The sequence below is a fragment of the Pseudoxanthomonas gei genome, assembly GCF_010119615.1.
GTDB classification, from domain to species: Bacteria; Pseudomonadota; Gammaproteobacteria; order Xanthomonadales; family Xanthomonadaceae; genus Pseudoxanthomonas_A; species Pseudoxanthomonas_A gei.
Genome location: NZ_QOVG01000004.1, coordinates 43,683 through 61,762 on the forward strand (window position 1 = coordinate 43,683; position 18,080 = coordinate 61,762).

Here is an 18,080-nt window from a genome sequence, read left to right on the forward strand (position 1 = left end):
AACGATGTGCCCCGGTGGATACTTCCCACGCTAGGGGAGAAAACTCAATGATCCGCATGAACTGGAGCCGTAAGCGCATGGCGTGGACGATCGTGATCACGGTGCTTGTCACCGTACTTTGCGTGGTGCTGGCGATGAATTTCGCCACCCCAGAAAAAAAGATGGAAAAGCCGGTTCCGCATCATTACGCGATTACCGATCCGGAGTTCCGCCGCGAAATGTCGGTCATGCTTGGGCCGACCATTGTTGCCGGCAACCGGGTCCAGTCGCTGCAGGACGGCGACGAGATTTTTCCAGCCATGCTGGAGGCGATCCGGGGCGCGAAGACCTCGATCACTTTCGAAACCTACATCTACTGGTCCGGCGAAATCGGCAAGGAATTCACCGATGCCCTGGCCGAACGCGCCAAGGCCGGGGTGCCCGTCAGCGTGATAGTGGACTGGGCTGGCAGCATCAAGATGGACGATGACCTCTTGGACGAGATGCGCACGGCCGGCGTTCGCATCCAACACTACCGCCCGCTGCACTGGTACACGTTGAGCCGGATCAACAACCGCACCCACCGCAAGCTGCTGGTGGTGGACGGCCGCATCGGGTTCACGGGCGGCGTGGGCATCGCCGACCAGTGGACCGGCCATGCGCAGGATCCCGAGCACTGGCGCGATTCGCATTTCCGTGTCGACGGTCCGGCGGTGGCGCAGATCCAGGCCGCCTTCAACGACAACTGGATCAAGACCACCGGCGAAGTATTGAACGGGCCGGCCTATTTCCCGCACATCGAGCCGCAGGGCGACGTTGCCGGCCACCTGTTCATTGCCTCGCCCTCGGGCGGCAGCGAGAGCATGCACCTGATGTACCTGATGGCCATCGCCGCCGCGGGTGAAAGCATCGACCTGGCAGCGTCGTATTTCGTCCCGGACGACCTGATCAAGCAGGCCCTGCTGGCGGCCAGGCAGCGTGGGGTGCGCGTGCGCATCCTCCTGCCAGGGCCGAACATCGATTCGGATGCGGTTCGCCTGGCCTCCCGCGCGGGATGGGGGGACCTGTTGCTGGCCGGAATGGAGATCAGCGAATACCAGCCCACCATGCTGCATACCAAGATGCTGATCGTGGATCGCGAGCTGGTTTCGGTTGGATCGACCAACTTCGACATACGCTCCTTCCGACTCAACGACGAAGCCAGCCTGAACCTCTACGACCGTGCTTTCGCGGAGGAAATGACCGATGTATTCGAGGCCGACCTGCGCCACGCCAAGCGTTACACGCATGAAATGTGGCAGGCGCGTCCGTTAAAAGAGAAACTGATGGAGAAATTCATCCTTCCCCTCAAGTCACAACTGTGAGCTGCATGACCCCTCGTACCCTCCGCTGCAGCCTGCTGGCTTCGGCCATCGCCTTCTCGTCCACCGCACTGGCACAGGATGCTGCGCCCACTCCCGCCACGCCGGAGGCCTGCCTCTCCATTGCAACGGACGCTACCCGCCTGGCCTGCTATGACGCCGCACTCAAACGCACCCCTGCCGACACCCGCGTTGCCGATTCGGTAGCCAAGCAGGCCAAGGAACTGTCGAAGCTGGATCAGGAAGCAGCCGCGCCTGCGGATGACGCTCCCCTGGCCGAGCGCACCCGCCACCGTCTGGGTTCGCTGTTCCATGACCGCGACGTGTATGACGCCGCCGTTGCCAACGCGGGCAAGGGATCACTGCTCGACAGCCGCTGGGAGCTTGCCAAGGATTCCAAGCTGGGCCTGTTCCAGTTGCGCGCATACAAGCCGGTTTACGTGCTGCCGGCGTTCTGGACCAGCGATACCAACAAGGCGCCCAGCTCGCCCAACCCGGACAACAACGTGACCACCCCCGAGGAACTGGACAGCCTGGAAGCCAAGTTCCAGCTCAGTTTCAAGACCAAGATCGCGGAAAACCTGTTCGGCGACAACGGCGACATCTGGGCTGCCTACACGCAGAGCTCGCGATGGCAGGTCTACAACTCGGAACTCTCGCGGCCCTTCCGGGAAACCAATTACGAACCCGAAGTGATGCTGGTCGTCCGCAATAACTACGGAATCGCCGGCTGGCGCGGTCGCATGATGGGCCTCAGCCTGAATCACCAGTCCAATGGGCGCGGTGATCCGCTCTCCCGCAGCTGGAACCGCGCCATCCTCAGCGTTGGCCTGGACCGTGAGAACTGGGCGCTGACCCTGCGCCCCTGGTACCGCATCAAGGAAGATGCCAGCGATGACAACAACGCGGACATCGAGGATTACGTGGGTCGTGGCGACGCTACCCTGACCTACACCAGGGACGGTCACGAATTCAGCGTGATGGGGCGCCATTCCCTGCGTGGCGGCGACAAATCCCACGGGGCACTTCAGCTGGACTGGGGCTTTCCGATCAACCGCCAGTTGCGCGGGCACGTGCAGTTGTTCGACGGTTATGGCGAAAGCCTGATCGACTACAACCACAAGGCGACTTATGTCGGCCTGGGAGTTTCGTTGCTCGAGTGGTTCTGAGCAGGCGCGAGAGCGACACCTCGCCGTCGAATCTCGTAATGCCGGGCTTGCCCGGCATTTTTTTGAGTAGAACGCAGCCAGGCAAGCCCGGCTGAAGCCTGGGGCGCCGTCCGCCAGCCCTCAGGCCCAGTCGGTGAGGCCTTCGCGCGCGCAGGTCTCCTTGAACGCGGGCCTGGCCTTCATGACTTGCGCGTGGGCCTCCAGTGCCGGCCAGCTGTCGGTGCATCGCGGCATGTTGCGCGACCAGCGCATCAGCATGGTAAGCATGAAGTCCGCCGCCGACAGTTGCGTCCCAAGCAGGTAGGGTCCGCTATGCGAGGCCAGATGATCGGCCACGCGCGTCCAGGCGGTTTCAATCCTGTGCCGCGCCTGCTGCTGCACCGCTTCCACGTTGCCCTCGCCCGCCGGCTCATCGGTATAGAACCAGGCGCGGTAAGCGGGCTGCAGCGTGTTGGCCATGAAAAACATCCACCGGTAATACTGCGCGCGCTGCGGCGTGCCCACGGCTGGCGCGAGCCCTGCCCACGGGTGCAGGTCGGCCAGGTGCATGGCGATGGCGGCGGCCTCGGTGATGACTTCTCCGTCCATCACCAGCGTGGGCACCACGCCTGCGGGATTGAGTTCCAGGTAAGCAGCCGATTTCTGCTCCTGCGTGTCGAAATCCAGCAGGTGCAGTGTGTGTGGCACTTGCAGTTCGAGCAGCAGCCAGTGCACCACCAGCGAGGCGGTGCTTCTCGACCCGTACAGAACCGTGCTCATGCGCCTTCCAGCAGCACCGGAATCTTGCCGATGCGGGCCTGCCACTCGCGCGGCCCGGTCTTGTGCACCGACTCGCCGGTGCTGTCCACCGCGACCGTGACCGGCATGTCCTTCACTTCGAATTCGTAGATCGCCTCCATGCCAAGGTCGGCGAAACCGACCACGCGCGCGGCCTTGATCGCCTTGGAGACCAGGTAAGCCGCGCCGCCCACCGCCATCAGGTAGACCGACCTGTGCTTGCGGATCGCCTCGATCGCCGCCGCACCGCGCTCGGCTTTTCCGACCATGCCCATCAGCCCGGTCTGGCTGAGCACCTGCTCGGTGAACTTGTCCATGCGCGTGGCCGTGGTGGGGCCGGCCGGACCGACGACTTCGTCGCGCACCGGGTCAACCGGCCCGACGTAATAGATGAAGCGACCGCGGAAATCCACTGGCAACTGCTCGCCCCGGTCGAGCATTTCAACCATGCGCTTGTGCGCGGCGTCGCGACCGGTCAGCAGCTTGCCATTGAGCAACAGCACTTCACCGGGCTTGAAGCTGGCCACCTCTTCGGCCGTGATCGTATCCAGGTCGACGCGGCGGCCCTTGGACGTGTCATAGGTCAACTTGGGCCAGTCTTCCAGCGACGGTGGTTCCAGCATCACCGGCCCGCTGCCATCCAGGGTGAAATGGGCGTGGCGGGTGGCCGCGCAATTGGGGATCAGCGCCACCGGCAGGTTGGCGGCGTGGGTGGGGAAATCCTTGACCTTGACGTCCAGCACCGTGGTCAGTCCGCCCAGGCCCTGCGCGCCGATGCCCAGTGCGTTGACCTTCTCGTAAAGCTCCAGCCGCAGTTCCTCGGCGCGATTGGACGCGCCACGCGCCTGCAGGTCGGTGATGTCGATGGGTTCCATCAACGCCTCCTTGGCCAGCAGCATCGCTTTCTCGGCGGTGCCGCCGATGCCGATGCCGAGCATGCCCGGCGGACACCAGCCGGCCCCCATGGTCGGCACCGTCTTCAACACCCAGTCGACGATGGAATCGGAGGGATTGAGCATGGCGAACTTGGACTTGGCTTCGGACCCGCCGCCCTTGGCCGCCACGATCACGTCGACCGTATTGCCCGGTACCACTTTCATGTTGACCACGGCCGGGGTGTTGTCGCGGGTGTTGACGCGCTTGCCGGCCGGATCGGCCAGCACGCTGGCCCGCAGTTTGTTGTCGGGATGGTTGTAGGCGCGGCGCACGCCTTCGTTGGCCATCTCTTCCACGCCCATGGTGGCGTCTTCCCAGCGCACGTCCATGCCGATCTGCAGGAAGACGGTGACGATGCCGGTGTCCTGGCAGATCGGCCGGTGGCCCTCGGCGCACATGCGCGAATTGATCAGGATCTGCGCGATGGCATCGCGGGCGGCCTCCGACTCCTCGCGCTCATAAGCAGCGGACAGGCTGCGGATGTAGTCGACCGGATGGTAGTAGCTGATGTATTGCAGCGCATCGGCGACGCTCTGGATGAAGTCTTCCTGCTTGATCGTGGTCACGGCTGCCATGGGGGTAGCGGGCGAAGCGCTCATTTTAGGCCAAGCCGCCGGCTTTGGCCGGCATTGCGCTGCCGTGCCGAATCCTGCAACGTCAAGGCCACCGTCTCGCGAAGGCGATCTTCATGCCGCCCGGCCCCCGTTTGCTGATGTGTCCGCCTACCCACTTCGGGGTGGAATACGTGATCAATCCCTGGATGGAAGGCAACCTGGCCTCGACCGATGCGGCGACGGCGGCGACTCAATGGAATGCCCTGCATGCCGGACTGGCCCGGCTGGCCGGGATTGAATTGATCCAGCCGGGTGACGGCTTGCCTGACATGCCCTTTACCGCCAACGCAGGCCTGGTGATCGGCGATGTGTTCGTCCCCAGCTGCTTTCGCCATGCGCAACGCCGTGGCGAAGAGCCGCTTTTCACCGAATGGGCCACGCACTACGGCTTTACCGTCCGCAAACTCCCAGACGGCATGCATTTCGAAGGTGCGGGTGACGCCCTGCTGGACCGGGGCTCTCCCCGCCTGTGGCTGGGCCATGGTCCGCGCAGCGATCCGGGCGTGGAGGCCGGGCTGGCGGCCCTGTTCGACATCGAAACCGTCGCCCTGCGCCTGGTCGATCCACGCTTCTATCACCTGGACACCTGCTTCTGCCCGCTTGCAGGGGGCTGGCTGCTCTACTATCCGCCCGCTTTCGACACCGACGGCATCGGCGCGATCACCGCGCGGGTGCCCGAGTCCAGGCGCATCGCGCTTTCGGAGCAGGACGCGCTCGCCTTCGCCTGCAACGCGGTGAACGTGGGCCGCAGCTTGGTCGTGAACCAGGCCAGCGCGTCATTGCAGGCAACCCTGCGCGCGGCCGGGTTCGAGGTCATCGAAACACCACTCGGTGAATTCCTCAAGGCCGGCGGATCGGCCAAGTGCCTGACCCTCAGGCTGGACGAATCCTGAGCGGCCCCGTGATTTCTCCAATCACCGAAGCCAAGTCACAATGCCGGCATGGCTGAATCCGCCCCCGCATCCCCAACTCCGGCGTCGCCCAGGCGCGGCGCCAAATCCGGTCCCAGCCTGCGCGACCGCTTCGATGCGATGCGCAACCTGCCGCCTTTCCTCAGGCAGATCTGGGCCACCAGTCCCTGGCTGACGATGGCCAGCATGGGCTTGCGGCTGATCCGCGCCGTGCTGCCCATCATCACCTTGTATATCGGCAAGCTGATCATCGACGAAGCCCTGCGCCTGGTCGGCCTGGGCCTGGGATTCGACACGCTGGGCGATGCCTGGCGCAGCGGCCAGCTCGACCATCTGCTGTGGCTGCTGGGCATGGAATTCGCCCTGGCCATCCTGTCCGACCTGCTGGGGCGGATGGTGAGCTATGCCGACTCGCTGCTGTCGGAGCTGTTCACCAACGCCACCAGCATCCGCCTTATGGAACACGCAGCGACGCTGGACCTGGAGGACTTCGAAGACCCCGACCTGCAGGACAAGCTGGATCGCGCGCGCCGCCAGACCATGGGCCGAATGAACCTGATGAGCACGCTGTTCGGGCAGGTGCAGGACGCCATCACCGTGGTCAGCTTCGCCGCCGGCCTGATGGTCTACGCGCCCTGGCTGATGGTGCTGCTGGCCGTGGCCCTGATTCCGGCCTTCATCGGCGAAGCCCACTTCAATGCCATGGGCTACTCGCTGAACTTCGCCTGGACGCCCGAGCGCCGCCAGCTCGAGTACGTCAAGCAGACCGGTGCCAGCGTGGAAAGCGCCAAGGAGGTGAAGATATTCAACCTCCACCATTTCCTGATCGCGCGCTACCGCACCCTGGCAGACAAGTTCTTCAAGGCCAATCGCTCGCTGGCCAGGAAACGCGCGATCTGGGGCGCGTTGTTCGCCGCGCTGGGTACGCTGGGCTACTACATCGCCTATGGCTATATCGCCTGGCGCACGGTGCGCGGCGACTTCACCATCGGCGACCTGACCTTCCTGGCCGGCAGCTTCCGCCGCCTGCGCCAGTTGCTGGAGGGCCTGCTGGTCGGCTTTTCCCAGGTCGCCAGCCAGGCGCTGTACCTGGACGATCTGTTCTCATTCTTCGAGATCGAGCCGGAAATCACTTCGCCGGAAAACCCGGTCGCCATTCCCAAGCCCATCATGCGCGGCTTCGTGTTCGAGGACGTGGGCTTCCGCTATCCCGATGCCGAACGCTGGGCGGTACGCCACCTGAGCTTCGAGCTGCGTGCTGGCGAGGTGCTGGCACTGGTGGGTGAGAACGGCGCCGGCAAGACCACCCTGGTGAAGCTGCTGGCACGCCTGTACGACCCGGACGAAGGCCGCATCCTGCTCGATGGCATCGACCTGCGCGAGTACGACATCGATGAGCTGCGCGCCAACATCGGCGTGATCTTCCAGGATTTCGTGCGCTACCACCTCACCGCCGGCGAGAACATCGGCGTCGGCCAGATCGACCACATGGACGACGCCGGACGCATCCGCGATGCCGCCCGGCGCGCGATGGCCGATGAAGTCATCGCCACCCTGCCCAACGGTTACGACCAGCTGATCGGCCGCCGCTTCAAGACCGGCGTGGACCTGTCTGGCGGCCAGTGGCAGAAAATCGCCATCGCCCGCGCCTACATGCGCGATGCGCAGGTGATGATCCTGGACGAGCCCACCGCGGCACTGGATGCGCGGTCCGAGTTCGAGGTGTTCCAGCGTTTCAAGGAACTGTCCGACGACCGCACCGCCGTGCTGATCTCGCACCGCTTCTCCAGCGTGCGCATGGCCGACCGCATCCTGGTGCTGGAGCAGGGCCAGCTGGAAGCCAGCGGCACCCACGATGAGCTGCTGGCCGAGGGCGGACGTTATGCCGAGCTGTTCGAACTGCAGGCCGCCGGCTACCGTTGATTGACCACTATCGCCCAGCCACTGGCTGGGCCATCCCAAGGAACGCAGATGAAGCTGCTTGCACTGGTCACACTCGCGCTGCTGGCTGGCCCTGCTCCGGCGGCTACTGTGCTGGAGTACGCCGAAGCCAAGTCGTTGGCGGATGCGGATGAAGCCTCGCTGTCGCCACAGCAACGATCCGAGCTGCGCGCTTCCCAGGCCGCGCTGCTGGCCTCAGGCACCGCGGCCTGCTCCACCCCGGTTCCCGACCTGTCGGCCCTGGTCGTGGTCATGGAACTGGATGCGCAGGGCAAGGTGGTGCGTACCTGGCTGCAGGGCAATTCCCCGCTGGCGATCTGCCTGCGCAAGCATGCCGCGGCGCGCTGGCTATCGGTGCCGCCTCGTGCGCCTTTCTACGCGTCGATAGAAGTTTCCTTCACTAAATAAACTGCGAGGCGTCAGAACAGCGAGGGCTGGGGATCGGCGGGCAGCGTGTAATCCAGGCAACCGTCGACGACACGCGCTGCGGAGGTATAGGGATGTTCCTGCTCCCGACCCGGCGACAGCAGATGGATCACTTCCCAGCCGCTGGCCTTGAAATCATCCGAGATCAGGCTGCGATGGCATTGCCACCACATGGCTTCGGCGCACATCACGGCCGTGCGGTAGTGCGACGCCTGTTCGGCCAGCCGGTTCCGGGCGGCGTGCCAGGGAGCCGTCGCCATGTAGTCCGCATAGCCCCGGAAACCGGCGTTGCGCCAGGCAAGGTTGATGGAGTCCACGCTGGTGGGGCGGCGGCCGCCCAGGTCGGCCATCGGCACATATTCGACCCCCTCCCTGGCCAGCGCGGCGCCCATGGTTTCGCCGCTGAATTGCGGATTGCGCCTGGAACCCGCGAAGCGGCGCACGTCGACGAGCGACTGTATCGAAGCGGCTGCCAGCATGCCGATGAACTCATCCCACGGCCGGATGGAATGACCGATGGTCCAAAAAGTGCCGGTCTTCGACTCGCTCATGCCCGTAGCGTAGGCAAGCCGGGATCAGGCCAGCGAGAAGGAATCGCCATCCAGCATCGCCGGGAAGCGCTCGCGGTGGGCGGCCAGGGCCGCCCATGAGGCCACGCTGCTGACCACGCCTTCGTCGCCCGTGGTCTCGACCAGCGGCTGGCCCAGGAAATCGATCAGCGCGCTGTCGCCGGAATATTCCAGGCCGTTTCCATCCACGCCGACACGATTGACCGCGGCGACGTAGCACAGGTTCTCGATGGCACGTGCGCGCAAAAGGGTTTTCCACGGGTAGGCGCGTGCCGCAGGCCAGTTGGCCACGAACAGCTGCAGGTCGAAGTCCAGCGCGTTCTCGCGTTCCACGTTGTATCGGTTGCGCGAATACACCGGAAACCGCAGGTCGTAGCAGACCAGCGGATTGATGCGCCAGCCTTTCCATTCCACGGTCAGGCGCCGGTCGCCGGCGGCATAGCGTTTGTGCTCGCCCGCGTAACGGAACAGGTGGCGCTTGTCGTAGTACTGGAGCTCGCCATCTGGTGTCGCCCACAGCAGCCGATTGAACACCCCTTCGTCAGTCCGCAATTGCACGCTGCCGGTCACCGCTGCATCCAGACGGACCGCCTGCTCGCGGATCCAGGCCACGGTCGGACCCTCCATGGTCTCGGCCTGGTCTATGACCTCGTTGCTGAAACCACTGGTGAAGGTCTCCGGCAGGATCACCAGGTCGGTAGCGTGCGCCAGTGGCCCGATCAGGTCGCCGTAGTATTCGCGGTTTCCGGCCGGGTCGTGCCAGCGGGTGGCGCCTTGCACCAGCGAGATTCTCAGGTCCTGCATCGTTCCACCTCCATGGGTTCTTATCGCGCTGGCATTGGCGTCCAGCAGGGCGCGAGTCGCGGGGTCCCGCCTTCGCGGGAATGAGGTTAACCAATCAAAGCTTCAGGAGACGCGCCACTGCCGCGTCCATCGTTGCATCGTTCTTGGCGAAGCACAGCCGCGCCAGGCGCTGGCCCGGCGGCGGCGTTTCATAGAAAGGAGACAATGGAATCGCGGTCACGCCATGCTCGATGGTCAGCCACTTCACGAATTCGGTATCGGGCAGGTCGCTGACCGCCGAATAATCGACCAGCTGGAAATAGCCTCCCGGCACCGGCAACGGCTTGAGTTTCGTCGCCAGCAGCTGTTCGCGGAAGCGGTCGCGCTTGGCCTGGTAGAAGGCGCCAAGCTGCTCGTAGTGTTCCGGCTCGTCGCGGATCATCGCCGCGAATGCATATTGCGCCGGGGAGAAGCTGGTGAAGGTGTTGTACTGGTGCACCTTGCGGAATTCCGCGCTCAATGCCGGCGGCGCGATCGCGTAGCCTATCTTCCAGCCGGTGCAGTGGTAGGTCTTGCCGAAACTGGAAATGACGAAGGCGCGCGCCGCCAGCTCGGGGTACCGCAGTATCGATTCGTGGCGACGGCCGTCGAAGACTATATGTTCGTAGACCTCGTCCGACAGCAGGAAGATATCGGTGCCCTGGAGGATCGCGGCCAGTTCCCGCAGGTCGTCTTCGCCCAGCATCGCCCCGGACGGATTGTGCGGGCTGTTGATCATCAGCATGCGGGTGCGCGGGGTGATCGCATCGCGCACTTTCTGCCAGTCCACCGCGAAGGTCTGCGGATCCAGTGCAACGTGGACCGCCGTCGCCCCGGCCAGGTCGATCGCCGGCTCATAGCAGTCGTAGGCAGGGTCCAGCACGATCACTTCCTCACCCGCGCGCACCACCGCATGGATGGCGTCGAAGATGGCCTCGGTCGCGCCGCTGGTTACGGTGATCTCGGTGTCGGCATTGACCTGGGCGCCATAGCAACGCAAGGCCTTTTCGGCGATGGCCTGGCGCAGCGCGGGCACGCCGGTCATCGGTGCGTACTGGTTGTGGCCGGCGCGCATGGCGGCGTCGAGTTCGTCGACCAGGCGTGGAGGCACCGGGAAGTCTGGAAAGCCCTGCCCCAGGTTGACTGCGCCGTGTTCGGCGGCGAGCTGGGACATCACGGTGAAGATGGTGGTGCCCACCTTGGGCAATTTGGTCTCGAGGTGCATCAAGCTTTCCGTCGAACATGGGGAAACCGGAGTGTACGCAATGAAGCAGAACGGCGATGATGCGGAATGGACCGGCCTGGCACGCAACACCCGTCGGCGGCGCAACTGGTCGCCGCTTACAGCGCCGCCCATTATTTCGTGACCATCGGCCACCGCGAGTGGCTGTTCTCGGTAGGCCAGCCTGCCGACGACATAGAGAGGCAGCTGGGCGCCGACCTCTATCTCTTCATCACGGCCTGGAACCCTGCGCCCCAGACCGCCACGCTGGCCGAAAACATGGCGGCGGACGAGGCCTTGCAGAAACGCCTGCGTGCCAGTGGGCTGGCACGACACAGGGCACTGGGCAGCAACGCGCAGGGTGGAGCCGTGGAACACGGCTGGCTGGTGCTGGACGCGCCGCTTCCGACTGCAGATGCCTGGGCAGCGGAGTTCGGCCAGGCCGCCATCCTGTGCTGGAAACACGGCGAACCAGTGCGTTTACGCATGTTTTGGCCCCGGCCAGATGGCATCGGCGACGATCCGCATATCGACTGGGCAGGCTGATCGGTCTGGGGTGGATGGGGCCGCCGGTTTACAATGGCTGCCAATGAGTCTTCCCCCCGAATCCAGCCAGCTGCCGCTGTTGTCCGCGCGCGGCCTGGCTTTCACGCGCAATGACGAGCCAGTCTTCGGCCCACTCGACTTCGTGGTGGCCGCCGGCGAGGCCTTGCTGGTCCAGGGTGGCAACGGTGCGGGCAAGACCACCCTGCTGCGGGTGCTGGCGGGCCTGCTGAGGGCTGATGCGGGCGAGGTGGAAATCGACGGGCGCAAGGCCAGGCCCGACCTGCGCGCACGCGCCATCGCCTACCTGGGTCATCTTCCTGCACTGAAGGCGGACCTGGGCGCGCTGGAGAACCTCGAGTTCCTGTGCGGCCTGCATGGACGCCGCGCACGCCAGTTGCCGGGTGATGCCATGGGCATGGTCGGCCTGTCCGGCCATGAGGACACGCTGGCCCGCCAGCTTTCGGCCGGACAGAAGAAGCGCCTGTCGCTGGCCCGGCTGTGGCTTTCCCCTGCGCCGTTGTGGTTGCTGGACGAGCCCTACGCCAATCTGGACCTGGACGGCATCAACCTGGTCAACCGGATGATTTCCGCGCATCTTCGCGAAGGTGGTGCGGCCCTGGTCACCACCCATGGTGCCTATGCCGCCCCGCCGGTGCAGACCCGCATGCTGGTGCTGGAGCGTCAGGTTTGAGCGGGCCATCGCTGTTGCAGGCCGGCAAGGCCCTGATGGTGCGCGACCTGCGCCTGCTCTGGCGTCGGCGCGGCGACGCCTTCCAGCCTGCCCTGTTCGCGCTGCTGGTAGTGGTGTTGTTCGCACTGGCGCTGGGCGGCGAGCCGCAGGCTTTGGCGAAGGTCGCGTCTGCGGCGATGTGGGTGGCCATCCTGCTGGCCGGCCTGCTGTCGCTGGATACCCTGTTCCGGGGCGACGCGGAGGATGGTTCGCTGGAACAGTGGATCCTGGCGCCGGTGCCGCTGGCATGGCTGGTGGCCGTGCGCGTGCTCGGCCACTGGCTGACCACCGCCCTGCCGCTGATCCTCGTCACGCCCTTGCTGGCTGAACTGCTGCACCTTCCGCATGACCAATTGCCCGTATTGCTGGCCTCGCTTGCACTGGGCACGCCGTTGTTGAGTCTTCTGGGCGCGGTAGTGGCGGCGCTGACTGTCGGCATGAGGCGCTCTGGTATTCTTGTAGCCCTGCTGGCGTTGCCGCTTTATGTCCCCGTGCTGATCTTCGGCGCCGGCAGCGTCGCCCGCAGCGCCGAAGGCCTGGATGCCGTGGGCGCACTGCTTTACCTGGGCGCCGGACTGGTGCTCACCCTGGTCCTTGCACCCCTGGCCGCCGCCGCGGCCATTCGCATCGCCCTGCACTGACGCCCTGCATCGGAGCCATTGCCTTGCCCCCCGCCGCATTGAAAAACAAGCCCGCATGAATCCCGTCCTGCTCTGGTTCCACCAACTCGGTTCGCCCCCTGTGTTCGACCGCTTCGCCGCGCGCTGGGCCCCCTGGTGCCATGGCATCGCGCTGGCGGTCATGGCGGTGGGCCTGTGGCAGGCCTTCCAGGTGCCGGCGGACTACCAGCAGGGCGACAGCTTCCGCATCTTCTACATCCACGTGCCCAGCGCGATGCTGAGCCTGTCGATCTTCGCGGTGATGGCCGCCTATTCCGCCATTGCCCTGATCTGGCGCATCAAGCTGTGCGAGATCCTGGCCATGGCCTGCGCGCCGATCGGCGCCGCCTTCACCGTGATCACCCTGGTCACCGGTTCGATCTGGGGCAAGCCCATGTGGGGTACCTGGTGGGACTGGGATCCGCGCCTGACCACCGAGCTGATCCTGCTGTTCCTGTACCTGGGCGTGATCGGCCTCTACAACGCGATCGACGATCGCCGCACGGCCGCGCGCGCCGCCGGTTTTCTGGCCATCGTCGGCGTGGCCCTGCTGCCGGTGATCAAGTATTCGGTGGTGTGGTGGAATTCCCTGCACCAGGGACAGACCATCAGCCTGTTCGGAGAGTCTAAGATGGATGCCAGCATGGCCCTGCCGTTCTGGCTGATGTTCGTGGGCGTGCAGTTCTGGTTCGCCGGTTCCCTGCTGGTGCGCGCGCGCGCCGACAACCTGCGCCGTGAAGCCGGCAAGGACTGGGTGGCCCGGCTGGTGGCGCAACCATGAGCTACCTCAACTACCTGATCGGTGCCTATGCCGTGTTTGCCGTGGTCATGCTGTGGGACCTGCTGGCCCCACGCCTGCAGATCCGGCGCGAGTTGCGGGCGGCGCGCCTGCGCAAGGGCCGCGCTGCCAAACGTACGCAACCCGTGGAGCTGAGCCGATGAATCCGGTCCGTCGCCGTCGCCTGCTCTGGGTGCTGCTGCTGGTGGTCGCTGCGGGCGTCGCCACCACCCTGGTGGTGTTCGCCCTGCAGCGCAATGTCGCCTACCTGTACACCCCGGCCGAAGTGCTGCGTGGGGAAACCGGGGAGCGCGCGCGTTTCCGGCTGGGCGGCATGGTGGAAAAAGGTTCTTTCCAGCGCACGCCGGGTTCGCTTGAGGTGCGTTTCAAGGTCACCGATGGCGATGCGCTGTTGCCGGTGGTCTATGGCCGCATCCTCCCGGACCTGTTCCGCGAAGGCCAGGCCGTGGTCGCCACGGGCACCATGAAGGACGGCGTGTTCGTGGCCGAGGATGTGCTGGCCAAGCACGACGAGAACTACATGCCCAAGGAAGTGGCCGACAAGATGGGCATGGCCCACAAGAAGCACGACGTGCAGGCTCCCGCCGCACCCGCATCGGAAAAACTTTAAGTGCTGCCCGAACTTGGACAGATAGCGCTGCTGCTGGCGCTGTTGATCGCCGCGCTGCAGGCCGTGTTGCCCCTGGCCGGCGCACATCGCGGAAAGGCGACATGGATGGCAGTCGCCAGGCCTGCCGCCTATGCGCAGCTGCTGCTGGTACTGGGCGCCTTCGCGATACTGACGTTTGCGTTCGTGGCCCAGGATTTCTCGGTCAAGTACGTGGCCGACAACTCCAACTCGCTGCTGCCGCTGGTCTATCGCTACACCGCGGTGTGGGGCGCGCATGAAGGCTCGCTGCTGTTGTGGACGCTGGTGCTGGCGGCGTGGAACGCGGCGGTCGCGCGGTTCTCGCACGGCCTGCCCGACCGGGTGAGCGCGCGCGTGCTCGGCGTGATCGGGCTCATCAGCCTGGGCTTCCTGGCGTTCCTGGTCTTTACTTCAAACCCCTTCATCCGCCTGCTGCCCGTGCCCATCGAAGGCCACGACCTCAACCCGCTGTTGCAGGACGTGGGCATGATCATGCATCCGCCGCTGCTCTACATCGGCTACGTGGGTTTCGTGGTGCCGTTCGCGTTCTCGGTGGCCGCGCTGATCGACGGCAGCGTGGATGCACGCTGGCTGCGCTGGACGAGGCCGTGGACCAACGTGGCCTGGGGCTTCCTGACCATCGGCATCGCGCTGGGCAGCTGGTGGGCGTACTACGAACTGGGCTGGGGCGGCTGGTGGTTCTGGGATCCGGTGGAGAACGCCAGCTTCATGCCATGGCTGGCCGGCGCGGCGCTGTTGCATTCGCAGGCGGTGACCGAGAAGCGCGGCAGCTTCCGCGGCTGGACCCTGCTGCTGGCCATTGCCGCTTTTTCGCTGTCGCTGCTGGGCGCGTTCCTGGTCCGCTCTGGCGTGTTGACCAGCGTGCATGCCTTCGCCGCTGATCCCTCGCGCGGTTTGTTCATCCTGATTTTCCTGGGGGTGGTCATCGGCGGTTCGCTGGTGTTGTACGTGGCCCGCGTGCCGCGGCTGGAGCAGGGATCGCCGTTCACCGCCAGCTCGCGCGAAACGCTGCTGCTGGCCAACAATGTGCTGCTGACCTGCGCCTGCGCGATGGTGTTGCTAGGAACTCTATATCCGTTGCTGGCCGACGCGCTGGGCCTCGGCAAGATCTCGGTGGGTCCGCCCTACTTCGGCCTGCTGTTCCTGCTGTTGATGGGGCCGCTGGTGCTGCTGCTGCCGTTCGGTCCGCTGACCCGCTGGCAACGCGAAGAACCTTCGCGGCCCTTGCGCATGCTGGCGCCGTGGGCCGGCCTGGCCCTGCTGCTGGCGGTGATCGGCTATTTCATGGCGCCGCAGGGCCAGTGGAAAACGGCCGCCGGCGTGGGCTTTGCCGCCTGGGTGGCATTCGGAACCCTGCGCTTCCTGTGGACCCGCTTCCAGTCCAGGGGCAACCGCTTCACCGCCGAAATGCTGGGCATGACCCTGGCCCATGGCGGCATCGCCGTGTTCCTGGTCGGCGCCCTGCTGGTCGAAGGCCTGAACGTGCAGCGCGAACTGGCCATGAGCCCCGGCCAGACCATGCAGATCGGCCGCTACGCATTCCAGTACCAGGGCGTGGACGAGACCCAGGGGCCCAACTACCTGTCCACGCGCGGGCACGTGCAGGTGATGCGCGGCGGCGAGCCATTGGCGCTGCTGCACCCCGAGAAGCGCGCCTACGCCAGCGGCGGCCAGGTGATGACCGAGGCCGGCATCCACCCCGGCCTGTTTGGCGACGTGTACGTGGCGCTGGGCGAATCGCTGGGCGGTGAAGCCCGCGCGGTCCGCATACATATCAAGCCGTTCGTGCGCTGGATCTGGCTGGGCGCCGGGCTGATGGCACTGGGCGGCTTCGTCACCGCCACCGACCGGCGATTCCGCAAACCCGAGGACAAGCGATGAACCAACCCGCGAAAAAACCCGAGAGCAGGACCACGGGCGCGTTCGTCTTCGCCGGCGTGATCATCGCCTTGTTCTTCCTCGGCCTGATGGGCCTGCTGTACTACGGAGTGAAGCAGTCCGACCGCGCCGGTCGCGACGCCCTGCCTTCGCCGCTGATCGGAAAACCCGCGCCCGCCTTCGACCTGCCGCTGCTGCACGAACCCGGCAAGCGCTTCACCCTGGCCGAGCTGCGCGGCCAGCCGTTCGTGATGAACGTATGGGGCAGCTGGTGCCCGGAATGCCGCGTGGAGCATCCAGTGATCAGCAAATTCGCGCTGACCAAGCGCGTGCGCTTCATCGGCTACAACCTGAAGGACACGCGCGTGGATGCGCTGCGCTGGCTGGAACAGTTCGGCAATCCCTACCTGATGGTGGTGGCTGACGAACCCGGCCGCACCGCGATCGACTGGGGTATCTACGGCGCGCCGGAAACTTTCCTGGTCGACGCCAAGGGCATCGTGCGCTGGAAGCACGTGGGCGCCATTACCGACCAGATCATCGCCGAACAGTTGGTCCCGGCGCTCGAGAAGGCGGAAGCGGAAAAGTGATCGCGACCATCGCCAGGCGAATGGGCCGACCTGTGTTCATGGTCGTTCTGCTGCTTCTTTCCCTCGGTTCCTTTGCCCAGGTCAGCGATCCGACCCCGCTGCAGTTCCGCGACGCCGCTGAGGAAACCCGCTTCCACGCGCTCACCGCCGAATTGCGCTGCGTGATGTGCCAGAACCAGTCGTTGGCCGACTCCAACGCCCAGATCGCCCACGACCTGCGGCGCGAAGTGCTGGACCTGATGAACCAGGGCAAGTCGGACGCCGAGATCAAGCAGTTCCTGGTCGAGCGCTATGGCGAATTCGTGCTCTACAAGCCTGAAGTGGCCGGCAATACCTGGCTGCTCTGGTTCGGCCCGGCGCTGTTGTTGCTGGCCGGCGCCGCGATCGTCTTCCGCATCGTGCGCAGGCGCAGCGGCCCGGCCGCTGGCGCAGTCGCGCACGACGACAACCAGGAGTGGTGATGACCCCCTTCGTCGTATCAGCTGTGGTGTTGTCGCTCGTGGTCCTGCTGCTGGTGTTGTGGCCGCTGTGGCGCGACTCACGCGCGCTGGTCATCGGCGGCGTACTGGCGCTGGGGCTGGCGACCTTCGCCTTGTACAGCGTCACCGGCACGCCCTCCGCGATCAACCAGGTGGTCGCACCGGCCCCCAGCCTGGACGAGGCCCTTGCTGACCTGCGCGCCGAGCTGAAGCGCAATCCCGCACTGCCCGAGGGCTGGCAGTTGCTGGGCAAGACACTGGCTTCGGAAGGTCGTCTGGCCGAGTCCAGCGAAGCTTTCGCCGAGGCCGTCAAACACCTCCCCGATGATCCCAACCTGCTGGTCGAGGCAGCCCAGGCGCGCCTGTATGCAGCGCCGGACCGCAAGCTGGACGCCCAGGCGCTGGCGTGGGTGCAGCATGCACTGGCAGTGCAGCCTGGCCACCAGCGTGCAACCTGGCTGCTGGGCATCGCCCAGCGCCAGCAGGGCAAGCCGGCCGACGCCGCCAAAACCTGGGAGCCGCTGCTGGCGCAGGTCGACCCGGCCACCGCGGCCACTTTGCGCGTGCAGATCAATGCCGCTCGCGCCGATGCGGGCATGCCATCGCTCGCCGACGCCGCGCCTGCACCCGCAAGCACCAACGCACTGACCGTGAAGGTGGCGCTGGATCCGGATTTCGCCTCACGCGTGCGCCTGCGCGGCGACACCACGGTCTTCATCATCGCGCGCCTGCCCGGTGGCCCGCCGATGCCGGTTGCGGCGGAAAAACATGCATTGCAGGACTTGCCCCTGACCGTGACGCTGGATGACGGCGACAGCCCGATGCCCACGCAGAAACTGTCGGCACTGAAGGAAGTGGAAGTGATCGCGCGGCTGTCGGCCAGTGGGGATCCGATGCGGCAGGAAGGCGATATCGAGTCGGCGCCGGTGCGTACAGCCCTGCCTGCCAGCGGCACCGTGGAACTGGTACTGGGCCAATCCAGGCCGAAGTGACCCGTACCTGTTGCCGGGCCGGCTAAAATCG

20 protein-coding genes are annotated in these 18,080 nt (G+C 65.4%); 15 read left to right on the forward strand and 5 right to left on the reverse strand.

Translation table 11 applies throughout. From position 1 onward, the window contains the following. Window positions 1-77 precede the first annotated feature (77 nt). Window positions 78-1,343, forward strand: a complete 1,266-nt coding sequence (locus tag DT603_RS07070; protein ID WP_162349404.1) for a phospholipase D-like domain-containing protein — start codon at window positions 78-80, stop codon at window positions 1,341-1,343. Between the two features lie 5 nt (window positions 1,344-1,348). Further along, complete coding sequence (locus DT603_RS07075; protein WP_162349175.1) at window positions 1,349-2,509, forward strand: phospholipase A; 1,161 nt, start codon at window positions 1,349-1,351, stop codon at window positions 2,507-2,509. Window positions 2,510-2,629: 120 nt separating this feature from the next. Here the strand turns inward: DT603_RS07075 and DT603_RS07080 are convergent, their stop codons facing one another. Together DT603_RS07080 and DT603_RS07085 are read right to left on the reverse strand one after the other, a co-directional pair. Then, window positions 2,630-3,268 (reverse strand): glutathione S-transferase family protein, encoded by a 639-nt coding sequence (locus tag DT603_RS07080; protein WP_162349176.1) that lies wholly within the window; start codon window positions 3,266-3,268, stop codon window positions 2,630-2,632. After that, on the reverse strand, window positions 3,265-4,788 hold the full coding sequence (locus DT603_RS07085; protein ID WP_162349177.1) for a FumA C-terminus/TtdB family hydratase beta subunit: 1,524 nt from the start codon (window positions 4,786-4,788) through the stop codon (window positions 3,265-3,267). The genes DT603_RS07080 and DT603_RS07085 overlap by 4 nt, the downstream gene beginning before the upstream one ends. 146 nt (window positions 4,789-4,934) lie before the next feature. Here DT603_RS07085 and DT603_RS07090 point away from each other — a divergent pair, with 146 nt between their 5' ends. Genes DT603_RS07090 through DT603_RS07100 form a run of 3 tightly spaced genes read left to right on the forward strand, consistent with a single transcriptional unit; the run spans window position 4,935 to window position 8,096 of the window. Continuing rightward, complete coding sequence (locus DT603_RS07090; RefSeq protein ID WP_246191665.1) at window positions 4,935-5,729, forward strand: dimethylarginine dimethylaminohydrolase family protein; 795 nt, start codon at window positions 4,935-4,937, stop codon at window positions 5,727-5,729. A gap of 48 nt (window positions 5,730-5,777) precedes the next feature. Continuing rightward, on the forward strand, window positions 5,778-7,670 hold the full coding sequence (locus DT603_RS07095) for an ABC transporter ATP-binding protein (protein ID WP_162349179.1): 1,893 nt from the start codon (window positions 5,778-5,780) through the stop codon (window positions 7,668-7,670). Between the two features lie 48 nt (window positions 7,671-7,718). Continuing rightward, complete coding sequence (locus DT603_RS07100) at window positions 7,719-8,096, forward strand: hypothetical protein (protein WP_162349180.1); 378 nt, start codon at window positions 7,719-7,721, stop codon at window positions 8,094-8,096. Window positions 8,097-8,107: 11 nt separating this feature from the next. Here DT603_RS07100 and DT603_RS07105 read toward each other — a convergent pair whose 3' ends face one another. The 3 genes from DT603_RS07105 to DT603_RS07115 all read right to left on the reverse strand — a co-directional run bounded on the left by DT603_RS07105 (window position 8,108) and on the right by DT603_RS07115 (window position 10,730). After that, window positions 8,108-8,665 (reverse strand): DUF488 domain-containing protein, encoded by a 558-nt coding sequence (locus DT603_RS07105; protein ID WP_162349181.1) that lies wholly within the window; start codon window positions 8,663-8,665, stop codon window positions 8,108-8,110. Between the two features lie 24 nt (window positions 8,666-8,689). Continuing rightward, window positions 8,690-9,487 (reverse strand): amidohydrolase, encoded by a 798-nt coding sequence (locus tag DT603_RS07110; protein ID WP_162349182.1) that lies wholly within the window; start codon window positions 9,485-9,487, stop codon window positions 8,690-8,692. 94 nt (window positions 9,488-9,581) lie between these two features. Continuing rightward, the gene (locus DT603_RS07115) at window positions 9,582-10,730 is read right to left on the reverse strand and encodes a pyridoxal phosphate-dependent aminotransferase (protein WP_162349183.1); all 1,149 of its coding nucleotides are present in this window, start codon (window positions 10,728-10,730) and stop codon (window positions 9,582-9,584) included. A gap of 66 nt (window positions 10,731-10,796) precedes the next feature. Between DT603_RS07115 and DT603_RS07120 the strand changes: the two genes are divergently transcribed. Genes DT603_RS07120 through DT603_RS07165 form a run of 10 tightly spaced genes read left to right on the forward strand, consistent with a single transcriptional unit; the run spans window position 10,797 to window position 18,049 of the window. Beyond that, entirely contained in the window at window positions 10,797-11,273 is a 477-nt protein-coding gene (locus DT603_RS07120; RefSeq protein WP_162349184.1) for a DUF3293 domain-containing protein, read from the forward strand. Between the two features lie 43 nt (window positions 11,274-11,316). Further along, window positions 11,317-11,964, forward strand: coding sequence for a heme ABC exporter ATP-binding protein CcmA (ccmA, locus tag DT603_RS07125; protein WP_162349185.1), 648 nt, complete (start codon window positions 11,317-11,319; stop codon window positions 11,962-11,964). A gap of 35 nt (window positions 11,965-11,999) precedes the next feature. Further along, window positions 12,000-12,644 carry a heme exporter protein CcmB gene (ccmB, locus tag DT603_RS07130; RefSeq protein ID WP_162349405.1) on the forward strand — a complete coding sequence of 215 codons (645 nt, stop codon included), beginning with the start codon at window positions 12,000-12,002 and terminating at the stop codon, window positions 12,642-12,644. A gap of 55 nt (window positions 12,645-12,699) precedes the next feature. Then, complete coding sequence (locus DT603_RS07135; RefSeq protein ID WP_162349186.1) at window positions 12,700-13,443, forward strand: heme ABC transporter permease; 744 nt, start codon at window positions 12,700-12,702, stop codon at window positions 13,441-13,443. After that, complete coding sequence (ccmD, locus tag DT603_RS07140) at window positions 13,440-13,604, forward strand: heme exporter protein CcmD (RefSeq protein WP_162349187.1); 165 nt, start codon at window positions 13,440-13,442, stop codon at window positions 13,602-13,604. The genes DT603_RS07135 and ccmD overlap by 4 nt, the downstream gene beginning before the upstream one ends. Then, on the forward strand, window positions 13,601-14,071 hold the full coding sequence (gene ccmE, locus DT603_RS07145; RefSeq protein ID WP_162349188.1) for a cytochrome c maturation protein CcmE: 471 nt from the start codon (window positions 13,601-13,603) through the stop codon (window positions 14,069-14,071). Before ccmD ends, ccmE begins: the two co-directional genes overlap by 4 nt. Continuing rightward, a complete protein-coding gene (locus DT603_RS07150) occupies window positions 14,072-15,991 on the forward strand; it encodes a heme lyase CcmF/NrfE family subunit (RefSeq protein ID WP_162349189.1) in 1,920 nt (639 codons plus the stop codon). It abuts the gene before it with no gap. Next, on the forward strand, window positions 15,988-16,578 hold the full coding sequence (locus tag DT603_RS07155; RefSeq protein WP_162349190.1) for a DsbE family thiol:disulfide interchange protein: 591 nt from the start codon (window positions 15,988-15,990) through the stop codon (window positions 16,576-16,578). The genes DT603_RS07150 and DT603_RS07155 overlap by 4 nt, the downstream gene beginning before the upstream one ends. A 20-nt stretch (window positions 16,579-16,598) precedes the next feature. After that, window positions 16,599-17,039, forward strand: coding sequence for a cytochrome c-type biogenesis protein (locus DT603_RS07160; protein ID WP_162349191.1), 441 nt, complete (start codon window positions 16,599-16,601; stop codon window positions 17,037-17,039). After that, entirely contained in the window at window positions 17,039-18,049 is a 1,011-nt protein-coding gene (locus tag DT603_RS07165) for a tetratricopeptide repeat protein (protein WP_162349192.1), read from the forward strand. Before DT603_RS07160 ends, DT603_RS07165 begins: the two co-directional genes overlap by 1 nt. Window positions 18,050-18,080: the final 31 nt, after the last annotated feature.